The organism is Dactylosporangium sp. McL0621, assembly GCF_049995355.1.
In the GTDB taxonomy this organism is placed as follows: Bacteria; Actinomycetota; Actinomycetes; order Mycobacteriales; family Micromonosporaceae; genus Dactylosporangium.
The window spans coordinates 2,866,715-2,881,108 of record NZ_CP188259.1 but is presented as its reverse complement, the minus strand read 5'-3'; the positions used below and the strand labels follow the sequence as shown (position 1 = coordinate 2,881,108).

General features: G+C 75.4%; 13 protein-coding genes and 1 riboswitch. Of the genes, 7 read left to right on the top strand and 6 right to left on the bottom strand.

All coding sequences use genetic code 11. The features are described from left to right. Nucleotides 1-18: 18 nt before the first annotated feature. Nucleotides 19-152, bottom strand: a riboswitch (cobalamin riboswitch). Between the two features lie 33 nt (nt 153-185). From ACPPVO_RS13495 to ACPPVO_RS13485, 3 genes are read left to right on the top strand one after another with little or no spacing between them, the layout of a single operon-like run. Beyond that, nucleotides 186-1,250, top strand: a complete 1,065-nt coding sequence (locus ACPPVO_RS13495) for a precorrin-3B synthase (RefSeq protein WP_426511541.1) — start codon at nt 186-188, stop codon at nt 1,248-1,250. Further along, nucleotides 1,247-1,867, top strand: coding sequence for a precorrin-8X methylmutase (locus ACPPVO_RS13490; protein WP_426511540.1), 621 nt, complete (start codon nt 1,247-1,249; stop codon nt 1,865-1,867). The genes ACPPVO_RS13495 and ACPPVO_RS13490 overlap by 4 nt, the downstream gene beginning before the upstream one ends. A 10-nt stretch (nt 1,868-1,877) precedes the next feature. Beyond that, nucleotides 1,878-3,389: a precorrin-2 C(20)-methyltransferase gene (locus tag ACPPVO_RS13485; RefSeq protein WP_426511539.1), complete on the top strand. Its 1,512-nt coding sequence runs from the start codon at nt 1,878-1,880 to the stop codon at nt 3,387-3,389. A gap of 245 nt (nt 3,390-3,634) precedes the next feature. Here ACPPVO_RS13485 and ACPPVO_RS13480 read toward each other — a convergent pair whose 3' ends face one another. Next, nucleotides 3,635-4,831, bottom strand: coding sequence for an MFS transporter (locus ACPPVO_RS13480; RefSeq protein ID WP_426511538.1), 1,197 nt, complete (start codon nt 4,829-4,831; stop codon nt 3,635-3,637). Nucleotides 4,832-4,922: 91 nt separating this feature from the next. On the opposite strand from ACPPVO_RS13480, the gene ACPPVO_RS13475 reads away from it, so the two are divergent. Continuing rightward, a complete protein-coding gene (locus tag ACPPVO_RS13475) occupies nt 4,923-5,438 on the top strand; it encodes an Lrp/AsnC family transcriptional regulator (protein WP_426511537.1) in 516 nt (171 codons plus the stop codon). Here the strand turns inward: ACPPVO_RS13475 and ACPPVO_RS13470 are convergent. From ACPPVO_RS13470 to ACPPVO_RS13460, 3 genes are read right to left on the bottom strand one after another with little or no spacing between them, the layout of a single operon-like run. Beyond that, nucleotides 5,395-6,201, bottom strand: coding sequence for an ABC transporter ATP-binding protein (locus ACPPVO_RS13470; protein WP_426511536.1), 807 nt, complete (start codon nt 6,199-6,201; stop codon nt 5,395-5,397). The two genes, ACPPVO_RS13475 and ACPPVO_RS13470, sit on opposite strands and share 44 nt — an antisense overlap. After that, the gene (locus tag ACPPVO_RS13465; protein ID WP_426511535.1) at nt 6,194-7,195 is read right to left on the bottom strand and encodes a FecCD family ABC transporter permease; all 1,002 of its coding nucleotides are present in this window, start codon (nt 7,193-7,195) and stop codon (nt 6,194-6,196) included. Before ACPPVO_RS13465 ends, ACPPVO_RS13470 begins: the two co-directional genes overlap by 8 nt. Then, nucleotides 7,192-8,166 carry a FecCD family ABC transporter permease gene (locus tag ACPPVO_RS13460; protein WP_426511534.1) on the bottom strand — a complete coding sequence of 325 codons (975 nt, stop codon included), beginning with the start codon at nt 8,164-8,166 and terminating at the stop codon, nt 7,192-7,194. The genes ACPPVO_RS13465 and ACPPVO_RS13460 overlap by 4 nt, the downstream gene beginning before the upstream one ends. 71 nt (nt 8,167-8,237) lie before the next feature. On the opposite strand from ACPPVO_RS13460, the gene ACPPVO_RS13455 reads away from it, so the two are divergent. Both ACPPVO_RS13455 and ACPPVO_RS13450 read left to right on the top strand, forming a co-directional pair. Beyond that, on the top strand, nt 8,238-9,257 hold the full coding sequence (locus ACPPVO_RS13455) for an ABC transporter substrate-binding protein (RefSeq protein ID WP_426511533.1): 1,020 nt from the start codon (nt 8,238-8,240) through the stop codon (nt 9,255-9,257). After that, nucleotides 9,254-10,009 (top strand): siderophore-interacting protein, encoded by a 756-nt coding sequence (locus ACPPVO_RS13450; protein ID WP_426511532.1) that lies wholly within the window; start codon nt 9,254-9,256, stop codon nt 10,007-10,009. Before ACPPVO_RS13455 ends, ACPPVO_RS13450 begins: the two co-directional genes overlap by 4 nt. Nucleotides 10,010-10,067: 58 nt before the next feature. Here ACPPVO_RS13450 and ACPPVO_RS13445 read toward each other — a convergent pair whose 3' ends face one another. Next, nucleotides 10,068-10,439, bottom strand: coding sequence for a hypothetical protein (locus tag ACPPVO_RS13445; RefSeq protein WP_426511531.1), 372 nt, complete (start codon nt 10,437-10,439; stop codon nt 10,068-10,070). Nucleotides 10,440-10,603: 164 nt separating this feature from the next. Between ACPPVO_RS13445 and ileS the strand changes: the two genes are divergently transcribed. After that, on the top strand, nt 10,604-13,693 hold the full coding sequence (gene ileS, locus ACPPVO_RS13440; protein ID WP_426511530.1) for an isoleucine--tRNA ligase: 3,090 nt from the start codon (nt 10,604-10,606) through the stop codon (nt 13,691-13,693). On the opposite strand, the gene ACPPVO_RS13435 is transcribed toward ileS, so the two are convergent. Further along, nucleotides 13,679-14,389, bottom strand: coding sequence for a cobalt-precorrin-6A reductase (locus tag ACPPVO_RS13435; RefSeq protein WP_426511529.1), 711 nt, complete (start codon nt 14,387-14,389; stop codon nt 13,679-13,681). The two genes, ileS and ACPPVO_RS13435, sit on opposite strands and share 15 nt — an antisense overlap. Nucleotides 14,390-14,394: the final 5 nt, after the last annotated feature.

Below are 14,394 nucleotides of genomic sequence, written 5' to 3'. Positions count from 1 at the left end.
TCCGCGCCCCAAGACGGTGGGTTGGGTCCGGCGACGGAAAGTATCCTGGCTCCCGGATCGTCTCCGGTCACAGTGGCGGGACCGTCCCGGACTCGCACCGGGTTCCTCCCACATCGCCGTTGTACAGCGCCGCCAACTCTTCAGGACGAGCCTGGGCGCCGTCAAGCGCAGGTAGTATCCGCCCCGTGCAGGCTCCCAGCGGACGCGACGCCCCCGACCGGTGCCCCGGCGCCGTGCAGGTCCACGCGGCCGCCGACGGCGGGCTGGCGCGCGTCCGGCTGCCCGGCGGGCGGATCACCGGGGCCCAGCTCGCGGTCCTGGGCGCCGCCGCGGCCGAACTCGGCGACCCCGCCCTGGAGCTCACCTCCCGCGGGAACGTGCAGGTCAGGGCGCTGCGGCCGGGTGCCGAGCACGAGCTGGCGGCCCGCCTGACCGACGCCGGCCTGCTGCCCTCGGCCACCCACGAGCGGGTCCGCAACATCGTCGCCAGCCCGCTGGGCGCCGCGGTCCGCCCGCTGGTCGCCGAGTTCGACGCGCTGCTGTGCGCCACGCCCGCCCTCGCGGGGCTGCCGGGCCGGTTCCTGGCCACGATCGATGACGGCCGCGGCGACGTGACGCCGCTGCTCGGCGACGTGGGCCGGCACGGTTCCCGGTTGGTTCTGGCGGGTGTACCCACTGAGCTTCACGGCGGCCCCGAGCTGCTCGTCCGCGCCGCGGAGGCCTTCCTGGCCGAGCGGGCCGCGCAGGGCGCCAACGCGTGGCGGCTCGCCGAGCTGGCCGACGGCCCGGCCCGGGTGGCCGCGCGGCTCGGCACCGGGCTCGCGTCCGTCCGGCTCGCGCGCTCGGACGCGCCCGAGCCCGGGATCCACGGCTCGTCCGCGGTGCTCGTCGTGCCGCTCGGGCTGCTCACCGCGGCCCAGTCGGCGGCGCTCGCGGCCGCGGCGGAAGAGATCATCGTCACCCCGTGGCGGACCGTCGTGGTCCCGGCTCCGGCGATGCCCGACGCTGTGGCGTCCGGACTCGTCGCCGACCCCGCCTCGCCGTGGGCCGGGGTGACCGCGTGCGCCGGCCGGCCGGGCTGCGCCAAGGCGCTCGCCGACGTCCGCGCGGACGCCCGGGCCGCGGTGGCCGCGGGCACGCACGAGCCGGCGCACTGGGTCGGATGCGAGCGCCGGTGCGGCGCGCCGAAGGGAAGGCACGTGGAGATGCTGGCGACGGGCGCGGGCTACCGCCGGAGCGTGACCGGGTGAGTAACTACATCCGCGACGGGGCCGAGATCTACCGGCGCTCGTTCGCCACCATCCGGGCCGAGGCCGACCTGTCCGGGCTGCCGGACGACGTGGCCCGGGTCACGGTCCGCATGATCCACGCCTGCGGCATGGTCGACCTGCCCGCCGACGTCGGCTACTCCCCCGGCGTCGTCGCGGCCGCGCGCGCCGCCCTGCGCTCGGGCGCGCCGATCCTCTGCGACGCCGAGATGGTCGCGTCGGGGGTGACCCGCGCGCGGCTGCCCCGGGACAACGAGGTCGTGTGCACGCTGCGCGATCCGGCGGTACCGCCGCTGGCTCTAGAATTGGCCAACACGCGCAGCGCGGCCGCGCTCGAGCTGTGGCGGGGCCGCATCGACGGCGCCGTGGTGGCCGTCGGCAACGCCCCCACCGCCCTGTTCCGGCTGCTGGAGCTGGTCGCCGAGGGGGCCGGCACGCCCGCCGCGGTGATCGGCATCCCGGTCGGGTTCATCGGCGCCGCCGAGTCAAAGGCGGCGCTGGCTGCGTCCGGCCTCGAGCACCTGGTGGTGCACGGCCGCCGGGGCGGCAGCGCGATGACGGCCGCCGCCGTCAACGCGATCGCGAGCGAATTGGAATGAGTGACGCAGCATGAGCGAGGAAAGTGGGCGGCTGTACGGCGTAGGTCTCGGGCCCGGGGACCCCGAGCTGATGACGGTGAAGGCGGCCCGGCTGATCGCCGCGGCGCCCGTCGTCGCCTACCACAGCGCCCGCCACGGCCGCAGCATCGCCCGCGCGATCGCCGCGCCGTACCTGCGCCCGGAGCAGGTCGAGGAGGCCCTCGTCTACCCGGTGACGACCGAGGACACGCCCGACTACCGGGGCGTCATCGAGGAGCACTACGACGCGTGGGCGGCGCGGCTGGCCGCACACCTCGACGCGGGCCGGGACGTGGTCGTGCTCTGCGAGGGCGACCCGCTGTTCTACGGCTCCTACATGCACATGCACAAGCGACTGCGGCAGCGGTACCCCACCGAGGTCGTCCCGGGCGTGACGTCCGTGGCCGCCGCCTCGGCGGTGCTGGGCCGCCCGCTCGTCGAGCGCGACGAGGTGCTCACCGTGCTGCCGGGCACCCTGCCCGAGGAGGTGCTCGCCGAGCGCCTCGCCGCCACCGACTCGGCGGCGGTGCTGAAGCTGGGCCGCACGTTCGGCAAGGTGCGGGACGCGCTCGAGCGGGCGGGCCGGCTCGACGACGCCTGGTACGTCGAGCGCGCCACCACCGCCGGCGAGCGCGCCGCCCCGCTGGCCGGGGTCGACCCGGGCTCGGTGCCGTACTTCTCCATCGCCCTGCTGCCCTCCCGCGTGCACGACGAGACCGCCGCGGCCCTGGCCGAGCGGCCCGCGCCGGCGCCCGTGGGCGAGGTGGTCGTGGTCGGCCTCGGCCCGGGCGGCCGCGACTGGCTCACGCCCGAGGCCCAGGCCGCGCTCGCCGCCGCCGACGACCTCGTGGGCTACGGCCCGTACCTGGCCCGCGTCCCCGGCAACCCGCGCCAGCGCCGGCACGCCTCCGACAACCGCGTCGAGGCCGAGCGCGCCGAGTTCGCGCTGGCCCTGGCCAGGGAGGGCCGCCGCGTCGCGGTCGTCTCCTCCGGCGACCCGGGTGTGTTCGCGATGGCCGCCGCGGTGCTGGAGGTCGCGGCCGAGCCGCGCTGGAAGGACGTGCCGGTCCGCGTCCTGCCGGGCCTGACCGCGGCCCAGGCCGTGGCGAGCCGCGCGGGCGCCCCGCTGGGCCACGACTTCTGCGTGCTGTCGCTGTCGGACCGCCTCAAGCCGTGGGACGTCATCGCGTCCCGCCTCGGGGCCGCGGCGCGCGCGGACCTCGTCATCGCCGTGTACAACCCCGGCTCGAAGTCCCGCACCTGGCAGGTCGAGGCGGCGAAGACCCTCCTGCTGGCCCACCGCGCGGCCGACACCCCGGTGGTGATCGGGCGCGACGTGGGCGGCCCGGAGGAGTCGGTGCGCGTGGTGCGCCTGGCCGAGCTGGACCCGTCCGAGGTGGACATGCGCACGCTGCTCATCATCGGCTCGTCCCAGACGCGAGTCCGCGACCGCGAGGACGGCGGCGCTCCGGTGGTGTGGACCCCGCGCCGCTACCCCGCCTGACGCGCGGTCGCCTGATCACGGCGGCGCTCCCGCGGCGCGGACGCGGCGCCGCTACCCCGCCTGACGCGCGGCCGCTTGATTCACGGCGGCGCTCCCGCGGCGCGGACGCGGCGCCGCTACCCCGCCTGACGCGCGGCCGCTTGATTCACGGCGGCGCTCCCGCGGCGCGGACGCGGCGCCGCTACCCCGCCTGACGCGCGGTCGCCTGATCACGGCGGCGCTCCCGCGGCGCGGACGCGGCGCCGCTACCCCGCCTGACGCGCGGCCGCTTGATCACGGCGGCGCTCCCGCGGCGCGGACGCGGCGCCGCTACCCCGCCGGAGGACTCGCACCAGCGCGACGGCGGCGAAGGCGGCCGCCAGCGCGGCCCCGGTCCAGGCCAGGGCCGGGTAGCCGGCGCTCGCGGCGAGAGGTCCGGACAGCCCGCCACCGGTCATGGCGGCCGCCCCCATGCCGACCTCGCCCCAGCCCTCGAGCCGGGGGCGCGCGGGCCCCGGCACGCCGTCGACGAGCAGGGTGCTGCCCGCGACGAGGCAGAGGTTCCAGCCCGCGCCGAGCAGGAACAGTCCCGCGACGAGCGCCCCGGCGCCGACCCCCACGCAGGCCAGGACCAGCACGCCGGCCCCGAGCAGCGCGGTGCGGGCGGCCCCGCCCGCGGCCACCAGGCGCGTGGACACCACCGACGGGGCGAACATGCCGGCGATGTGGGCGCTGACCACCAGGCCGATCATGGTGCGGGACGCGCCCGCGTGCGCCAGGTGCACCGGCGCGAACGTCATCACCCCGACCATGACGAGGTTCGCGAAGGTGAGGATCGCGAGCCCGGCCCGGCTCGGCGGCCCGGTCGGCGCCGGCGGCCGCGCGGTCGTGGGCTCGGTAGCGGTCATGGGCTCGGTAGCGGTCGCCGGCGCGGTAGCGGTCGCCGGCGCGGTAGCGGTCGCCGCCGCCCGCCCCCGCACCGGCAGGTAGCAGGCGGCGGCGAGGACGAAGCCGGCGGCGGCCCCGAAGTACGGGTCGGCGAACCCGAGCAGCAGCGGCCCGGCGACCGCGCCCGCGGCCGTCGCGGTGAGCACGGCGGTCATCGTGCCCGCGAGCTCGGCCGCCGCGTACCGGGTCAGGGTCACCGCCGTGTTCCCGGCCCCGGACAGCAGCGTGCCGGCGAGCACGAGCGGCAGGCTGCCGAGGTGCCCCGCGACGATCACGACCGCACAGCCGCCGGCTGCGGTCAGGGCCCCGGCCGCGAGCGCCCGGGGCCGGCCGGCGCGCCGGGTGAGCGCGGACAGGGCGAGCGCGGCGAGGGCCGCCCCGGCGACGAGCGCGGCCTGCGGCAGGCCGGCCGCCGCGGGTCCGCCGCCGACGCGCTCGGCGAGCAGGGCACCGGCGGCGCCGGCGAGGGACTGCGCGAAGCCGCCGACCGCGGCGGCCATCCACAACCAGGTCATGCCGGTAAACCGTAGGCAGATCGGGACTGCCGGCCCATGGCCGGCGCAGGCCGGTACCCGCGAAAGACCTTGCGCTCGTACCGTGATCGGCATGGCCACTTCACGATCGTTCGAACCGGACGCGGTCGACTGGCGGCTGCTCGCCGAACTGCAGGCCGACGCGCGGCTGTCCTTCAACGAGCTTTCCCGGCGGGTGCACCTGTCGCCGCCCGCCGTGGCCGAGCGCGTGCGGCGGATGCGGGAGGCGGGCGTCATCGCGGGCTACCGCGCGACGGTGGACCCGGCCGCGGTCGGGCAGGAGGTCCGGGCGTTCGTCCAGCTGCGCTGCCGCCCGGGCGCGTGCCTGCTGCGCACGACGGCCGAGGCGGACTACCCGGAGGTGGCCGCGATCCACCGCCTCTCCGGGGAGTACTGCACCCTGCTGGAGCTGCGGGCCCGGGACCTGACCCATTTCGAGGGCGTGGTCGAGCGGATCGGCACGCACGGCGAGCTCCGCACGCACGTGGTGCTCTCGACGCAGTACGAGGGCCGCCCGGTCGGTCCGCTCGACACCCCGCGCCCGGTCACCCCGTCGGCCGGGTGGGGCCCGCGCGGCGACGGGGGATGACGAGCGCGGTGCCGGTCTCCGGGTCGGGGATCACGCGGCAGGGCAGCGCGAAGACCTCCTCGATCAGCGCCTCCGTGACCACCTCGGCCGGCGGGCCCTCGGCCCGGATGCGGCCGTCGCGCATGGCCACGAGGTGGGTGGCGTAGCGGGCGGCCAGGTTCAGGTCGTGCAGCACGGCGACCAGGGTGCGGCCGTGCTCGCGGTGCAGCCGCGCGCACAGCTCGAGGATGTCGATCTGGTGGGCGATGTCGAGGTACGTGGTCGGCTCGTCCAGCAGCAGCAGCGGCGTCTCCTGGGCCAGGACCATCGCGATCCAGACGCGCTGGCGCTGGCCGCCCGAGAGCTCGTCGACGAACGCCGTGGCCAGCGGGGTGACCGCGGTCGCGTCGAGGGCCCACCGCACGGCCGCCTCGTCGGCGGCGCTCCAGGTGCTCAGCGGGCCGCGGTGCGGGTAGCGGCCGCGGGAGACCAGGTCGGCGACGGTGATGCCGTCGGGGGCGATCGCGGTCTGGGCGAGCAGGCCGAGGGTGCGGGCGACCTCACGGGCCGGGCGGGTGGCGATGTCGCGGCCGTCGAGCAGGACGGTGCCGGCCTTGGGGCGCAGTACCCGGGCCAGGGCGCGCAGCAGCGTCGACTTCCCGCACGCGTTGGGGCCGACGATCACGGTGAACGAGCCGTCCGGGATGTCGATGCAGAGGCCCTCGGCGACGGTGCGGCCGTCGTAGCCGAGGGTCAGGTCGGTGCCGCGCAGGCGGTCAGACACGGGCTCTCCTTGCGGTGCGGGCCAGCAGCAGGATGAGGTACCCGCCGCCGAGCAGGCCGGTGACGACGCCGACCGGGAGCTGGTGGCCGGGGAAGAGACGCTGGGCCAGCACGTCGGCCCCGGTGAGCAGGGCGGCCCCCAGGAACAGCGACGGCAGCAGGTTCGGGCCCGACGCCCCGGTGAGGCGGCGGGCCAGCTGCGGGGCGGTGAGCGCGACGAACAGCACCGGCCCGGCGGCGGCCGACGCCGCGGCGGCGAGCAGCACCGCCCCGGCCAGCGCGGTCAGGCGCACGAAGCCGACGTCGACGCCGAGCGCGCGGGCCGGGTCGTCGCCGAGCTCGAGGTTGGCCAGGGCCGGGCCGAGGGCGGCGACGACCGGGGTGAGCAGCACGACCGCCCCGCCGGCGACGGCGGCGTGGCCCCAGCCGCGGCCGTCGAGGCTGCCGGTCAGCCAGAGCACGGCCCGGGCCGCGTCGACGATGTTGGCCCGGATGAGCAGGTAGCTGTTGACGCCGGTGAGGATGCCGGCCACGCCGATGCCGACGAGGATCAGCCGGTGCCCGTGCCCGCCGCCGCGCCAGGCCAGCAGGTAGATGGCGGCGCCGGTGGCGGTCGCGCTCAGCACGGAGCCGGCGGCCACGGCGGTGGTACCGCCGCCGAGGACCACGACCGCGAGCAGGCCGCCGGTGGCCGAGCCCTGGGTGAAGCCGAGCACGTCGGGGCTGCCGAGCGGGTTGCGCACGAGGGACTGGAACAGCGCGCCGGCCAGGGCGAGGGCGCCCCCGGCGGCGAGGGCGGTCACGACCCGGGGCAGGCGCAGGTCCCGCACGATGAACTCGTCGGCCGGCGAGCCCCGGCCGAGCAGCGTGCGTACGACGTCGGCGAGGCTCATCGGGTAGTCGCCGCTGCCGATCGCGACCAGCGCGACGACGATCGCGACGGCGGCCAGGGCGGCGCCGACCCCGGCGACCCGGATGCGCCCGCGCCGGCTCACGTGGTCCGCCGCCGGCGCACGATGGCCAGGAAGAAGCCGCCGCCGACGACCGCGGTGACCACGCCGACCTGCAGCTCGCCGGGGCGGGCGACCACGCGGCCGAGGACGTCGGAGGCGAGCAGCAGGGCCGGGGCCAGGATCGCGCTGAACAGCAGCAGGAGGCGCACGTCCGCGCCGGTGAACGGGCGGACCAGGTGCGGCACCATGAGGCCGAGGAACACGATCGGGCCGCAGGCCGCGGTCGCCGCCCCGCACAGCAGCACGATCGACACGGCGGCGAGGACGCGGATGCGGCCCGGGTGGGCGCCGAGCGCGCGGGCCGGGTCGTCGCCGAGGGCCAGGGCGTTGAGCGGGCGGGCCAGCAGCGCGGCGATGACGACGCCGGCGAGCACGAACGGGGCGATCAGCGCCGCGGTGCCGGGGCGGGCCGCGGCGAGCGAGCCGGCGGTCCAGAACCGCATCCGGTCCAGGGACGCGGTGTCCAGCAGCTGGACCGCGGCGACGTAGGCGTACAGGGCGGCGCTGACCGCGGTACCGCTGAGGGACAGGCTGCCCGGGGACGAGCCGCGCCCTCCGGCCACGGCATGGACCAGCACGGACACCAGCGCCGCCCCGCCGAAGGCGAACCAGACGTAGCCCGAGAGGTCCGTCACGCCGAGGAACGCGATGGCGCTCACCACCGCCGCCGACGCGCCGGCGTTGACCCCGAGCAGGCCGGGGTCGGCGAGCGGGTTGCGGGTCAGCGCCTGCATGAGGGCGCCGGCCAGGCCGAGGGCAAGGCCGGCGAGCAGGCCGAGGACGGTCCGCGGGAGCCGCAGGTCGCGCACGACGGTGGCGCCGGCCGAGCCCGCGTCGGTCAGGCCGTGCCACACCTCGGCCGGGCTGAGGGCCCGGGCGCCGATGGCGAGACTGGCCGCCGCGACCACGACGAGGACGCCGACCGCCCCGGCGAGGCGTGCGAATGGGAGCAAAGGTACCGCCTTGACACGATCAACTAAGGTGAGGCTACCCTAAGCATCGATCGAGAGAGAGGCAACCCACCATGTCCCTCAACGTGTCCCGCCGCGGCCTGCTCGCCGGCGTTCTCGGCCTCGGCGCGCTCGCCGCCTGCGGGGACGACAAGTCCGGCGCCGGCGCCGGCCCGGCGGCGAGCGGTGGCGGCGGAGATCCGTTCGCCTTCACCGATGACCGCGGCACGAACGTGAGCCTCGGGGCCGCGCCGAAGAAGGTCGTCGCCTACGTCGGCACCGCCGCCGCCCTGCACGACTTCGGCGTGACGTCCGCGATCGCCGGCACCTTCGGCCCGATCAGGACGGCCGACGGCGGCAAGGACGCCCTGGCCGGCGAGCTCGACCCGGCCAGGGTCGAGTCGCTCGGCGACGCCTGGGGCGAGTTCAACATCGAGAAGTACGCGGCGCTGCGCCCGGAGCTGCTCGTCACGAACATGTACGAGCCGAACCAGCTCTGGTACGTGCCGGACGACAGCAGGGACAAGATCCTCGCGCTCGCCCCGAGCGTCGGCATCACGGTGTCGCGCACCTCGCTGCCGAAGGTCATCCAGCGGTACGCCGACCTCGCCAAGGCCCTCGGCGCCGACCTCGCGGCCAAGCCGGTCGCCGACGCCAGGGCCCGCTTCGACGCCGCCGCGGACGCGGTGAAGGCGGCGGTGAAGGCCAACGGGGGCCTCAAGGTGCTGGCCGCCTCGGCGAGCCCGGACCTGCTCTACGTCTCGGACCCGAAGGTGTACGCCGACCTGAGCTACTACCAGGAGCTCGGCGTCGAGGTCATCGCGCCCGGGGCCGTCACCGGCGGGTACTTCGAGAACCTGAGCTGGGAGAACGCGGACAGGTACAAGGCCGATGTGATCCTGCTCGACAGCCGCGCCCAGGCCCTGCAGCCCAGGGACCTCACCGCCAAGCCGACGTGGGCCGGCCTGGCCGCGGTCAAGGCGGACCAGGTCGTGCCGTGGCAGAGCGAGCCGCGCTTCAGCCACGCCGGGTGCGCGGGCGCGCTGGAGACCCTGGCCAAGGCGCTGACGGGGGCGAAGAAGGTCGCGTCGTGACCTACGACTTCTTCGACGTGCACGTCGTCGCGCACACGGCGCTGACCCCCGCGGCCGTGCGCGTCACCTTCGCCGGCGACGCGCTCGAGCGCTTCGCCAGCGGCGGGCGCGACCAGCGGTTCAAGCTGTTCTTCCCGGCCCCGGGCCAGTCCGCGGCGCTCGTGCCGCGCGACGACGACTGGTACCCGCAGTGGCGCCGCCTCGACCCGGCGACCCGCGGCATCATGCGCACGTACACGGTCGCGGCGGCCCGCGACGGCGAGTTCGACGTCGACTTCGCCCTGCACCCGGGCGGCGGCCCGGCGATCCGCTGGGCCACGGACGTGAGCGTCGGGGACCGCCTGCTCGTGCTGGGCCCGACGGTCCCGGACAACGGCGGCGTGGACTTCCGGCCGCCGCCCGGCACGGAGTGGGTCCTGCTCGCGGGCGACGAGACGGCGGTGCCCGCCCTGGACGCGATCCGCACCTTCGTCGGCGCCGGCCTGCCGGTGCACGCGTTCATCGCCGCCGCACCGTCACGCTGCGGGGCGGGCGTGCACTGCCCGTCGGGCCTGCTGGCGCCCGTGCGGTCGGCCGAGCTCCCGCCGGGGGTGCCGTACGCCTTCATCGCGGGCGAGTCGGGCGAGGTGCGGGCCCTGCGCCGCCACCTCGTCCAGGAGCGGGGCTTCGACAAGCGCCGGGTGACCTTCACCGGCTACTGGCGCCGCGGCGCGACGGAGGACGACCTGATCGAGGAGTCCGCGGCCGCGTAGGACCCCGGGCCGGCGGGGCCCGGCCGGGTTCGTCGCCCGGCCGGGGTCGGTCGAAAGGTCAGCGGTCCGCCACGCCGAGGCCGGCCGAGCCGGACTCGTCCTCGCCGCCCAGGTTGCCCAGGCGGCTGTGCAGGTCGTCGATGTCGCCGCCGGTGAAGGAGGGCTGCTCGCCCTCGTCGTAGCCGGCGCTGTACTCCATGTGCTGGCCGTGCTCGAGCGCGGTCGTCTCCGCCTGGGCGTGGTCGTGCTCGAACACGCCGAACTGGTTGCTGAGGTTGTTCTCCGCGCCGTGGTCCTCGTGCAGCTGGTCGGCCGCGCTGTGCTCCTGGCCCACCTCGAAGTGGCCGAAGCCGGCGTCCTGGCCGCCGAAGTCGGGCTGCTCGTCGCCCGTGAAGCCGGGGTCGAGCTGGCCGTCGTCGTAGTCGCTCATGTTTTCCGTCCTCGGAATGTCGCCGCTGTCGTTGGCTGAACAATATGCGCCGGGCCAGGGGCCGCGTATCCCCAAACCGCGCCACCCCCGCTCGGCCTATACTCGGCGGCGCGTACTCGGCGCCCGCGTCGAAGGACGAGTGGCCATGACTGAGGGGTAGCGAGATGTATCGTCCGGTTCCGGCCCAGGTCGACCTGTCCGAGCTGGATCATCAGGTGCTCGCGCTCTGGAAGGAGCGCGACGTCTTCGGGCGCAGCCTCGCGCAGTCCGAGGACCGGCCCGAATGGGTGTTCTACGAGGGCCCGCCGACCGCCAACGGCATGCCCGGCGCCCACCACATCGAGGCGCGCGTGTTCAAGGACGTCTTCCCGCGGTACAAGACCATGAAGGGTTTCCACGTCGCGCGCAAGGCGGGGTGGGACTGCCACGGCCTGCCCGTGGAGCTCGCCGTCGAGAAGGAGCTCGGCTTCGCCGGCAAGCAGGACATCGAGGCCTACGGCGTCGCCGAGTTCAACGCGAAGTGCCGCGAGTCGGTCACCCGGCACACCGACGCGTTCGGGCGGCTCACCGAGCGCATGGGCTACTGGGTCGACATGGACCGGGCGTACCGGACCATGGACCCGCAGTACATCGAGTCGGTGTGGTGGTCGCTCAAGCAGATCTTCGACAAGGGGCTGCTCACCGAGGACTTCCGGGTCTCGCCGTGGTGCCCGCGGGACCAGACCGGCCTGTCCGACCACGAGCTGGCGCAGGGCTACGAGACGGTCACGGACCCGTCGGTGTTCGTGCGGTTCCCGCTGACGTCCGGCCCGAAGGACGCGTCCCTGCTCGTGTGGACGACCACGCCGTGGACGCTCGTGTCCAACACCGCGGTGGCGGTACACCCGGATGTCACCTATGTCGTGGCCACCGACGGCACGGAGCGCCTGGTCGTCGCCGAGCCGCTCGTCGGCAAGGCCCTCGGCGAGCGGTTCACCACCACCGGGGAGTCGTTCACCGGCAAGGAGATGGAGCGCTGGGCGTACCGCCGGCCGTTCGACCTCGTGCCGATGGAGGGCGCGCACTTCGTGGTCCTCGGCACGTACGTCACCACCGAGGACGGCACCGGCCTCGTGCACCAGGCGCCGGCGTTCGGCGCCGACGACTACGCCACCTGCAAGGCGTACGACCTGCCGATGGTGAACCCGATCCGCCCCGACGGCCGGTTCGAGGACGAGCTGGACCTGGTCGGCGGCGTCTTCTTCAAGGACGCGGACGCCACGCTGGTCGAGGAGCTGACGAGGACCGGAAGACTCTTCCGGCACGTCGGCTACGAGCACTCGTACCCGCACTGCTGGCGCTGCCACACGCCGCTGCTGTACTACGCGCAGCCGTCCTGGTACATCCGCACCACGCAGATCAAGGACGCGCTGCTGCGGGAGAACGAGCAGACCAACTGGCACCCGGAGTCGATCAAGCACGGGCGGTACGGCGACTGGCTGACGAACAACGTCGACTGGGCCCTGTCGCGCAGCCGCTACTGGGGCACCCCGCTGCCGATCTGGCGCTGCGACGAGGGGCACCTCACCTGCGTCGGGTCCCTCGAAGAGCTCGGCGAACGGGCCGGACGCGACCTGTCCGGCCTCGACCCGCACCGGCCCTACATCGACGAGGTCACCCTGCCCTGCGCGTGCGGCGCGACCGCGCGGCGCGTGCCCGAGGTCATCGACGCCTGGTACGACTCCGGCGCCATGCCGTTCGCGCAGTACGGCTACCCGCACCAGAACACCGAGCTCTTCGAGCGCAGCTACCCGGCCGACTTCATCTCCGAGGCGATCGACCAGACCCGCGGCTGGTTCTACACCCTCATGGCCGTCGGCACGCTGGTGTTCGACCGGTCCAGCTACCGCAACGTCGTCTGCCTCGGCCACATCCAGGCCGAGGACGGCCGCAAGATGTCCAAGCACCTCGGCAACATCCTGGAGCCGATGGCGCTGCTGGAGCGGCACGGGGCCGACGCGGTGCGCTGGTTCATGGCCGCCGTCGGCTCGCCGTGGTCGGCGCGGCGGGTCGGGCCGACGCTCATCCAGGAGGTCGTGCGGAAGGTCCTGCTGACGTACTGGAACACCGTGGCGTTCCAGAGCCTCTACGCGCGCACCGCGGGCTGGACGCCGGAGCAGACCGTGCCGGTCGCCGAGCGGCCGGTGCTGGACCGCTGGGTCGTCTCCGAGCTCCACCAGCTCGTCGGCGCGGTCGACGCGGCGATGGCCGCCTTCGACACCCAGAAGGCCGGGCGGCTGCTCGCGGCGTTCGTCGACGACCTGTCGAACTGGTACGTGCGGCGGGCCCGGCGCCGGTTCTGGCGCGGCGACCCGGCCGCCCTGGCCACCCTGCACGAGGCGGTCACCACCGTCACGCTGCTCATGGCCCCGATCACCCCGTTCGTGACCGAACGGGTCTGGCAGGACCTCGTCGTGTCCACGACGCCCGGCGCGGCGGAGTCGGTACACCTGGCCGCCTACCCGGTCGCCGACCCGGCCCTGGTCGACCCCGGCCTGTCGGAGCAGATGGCGCTCGTGCGGCGCCTGGTCGAGCTCGGCCGGGCCGCCCGCGCGGACGCGACGGTCAAGACCCGCCAGCCCCTCGCCCGGGTGCTGGTCTCGGTGCCGGGGCTCGACGCGCCGCTGCTCGAGCTGCTCGCTGAGGAGCTCAACGTGCAGGCCGTCGAGTCGCTGACCGGCTCGCTGGTGAACACGTCGGCCAAGGCCAACTTCCGCAGCCTCGGCAAGCGCTACGGCAAGCGCGTCCAGGAGATCGCGGCCGCCGTCGCCGCCACCGACGCCGCGGCGCTGAGCGCCGCGCTGCGCGACACAGGCACGGCGACCCTCGACGTCGGCGGGGAGCCGGTGACGCTCGAGCGCGACGACGTGTTCCTCACCGAGACGCCGCGCGAGGGCTGGGCGGTGGCCAGCGACGCCGGCGCGACCGTGGCGCTCGACGTGCACATCACGCCCGAGCTGCGCCGCGCCGGCATCGCCCGCGAGGTGATCCGGCAGGTGCAGGAGTCGCGGAAGGCGACCGGCCTGGAGGTGGCGGACCGCATCGAGCTGCGCTACGCGACGGACGACCCGGAGACCGCGCGGGCCCTCGACGAGCACGCCGCGGCGATCGCCGACGAGGTGCTGGCGACGGCCTTCGGCACCGGCCTCGAATCGTGGCCGGGCGCCGTGGAGCACGAGGCGGCCGGGCTGCGGTTCTGGCTACGGAAGCAGTAGCCGGCGCACCTCATCCACTGTGGACAGCACGGGTACGCCCGGGGTGACCGGTGGGCGGTCGACGACCACCACCGGGATCCCCAGGGCCTGCGCGGCGTCGAGCTTCGCGGCCGTCAGGGCGCCGCCGCTGTCCTTGGTGACCAGGACGTCGATGCGGTGCTCGCGCAGGAGCGCCGTCTCACCGTCCACAGTGAACGGTCCCCGGTCGAGCAGGACCTCTACATTGGACGGAACGTCCTCGGGCGGGTCGACGCACCGCAGGAGCAGGAACATCGCGAGACCGCGGAAGTACGGCAGGCTCTGCCGCCCGGTGGTGAGGAAGGCCCGCTCCCCCAGCGACGGCACCACCGCGGCGGCCTCCCGCAGCGACGCGACCCGGTGCCCGCCGAACGCGTAGCCCGGCCGGCGGAGCACCAGCAGGCGCGTTCCGGCCGAGGCGCAGGCGGATGCGGCATTGGCGGAGATCTGCGCGGCGAAGGGGTGCGTCGCATCCACCACCACGTCGACGCGCTCGGCGCGGAGGTAGGCCGCGAGCCCGTCGGGGCCGCCGAAGCCGCCGATGCGGACCTCCCCTGCCGGCAGCACCGGGTCGGCGACGCGGCCGGCGAGGGAGGAGATCACGCGGTACCCGGGCAGCGGCACCGAGGCCAGCCGGCGGGCTTCCCCGGTGCCGCCCAGGATCAGGACGGTCGGCACCGGGG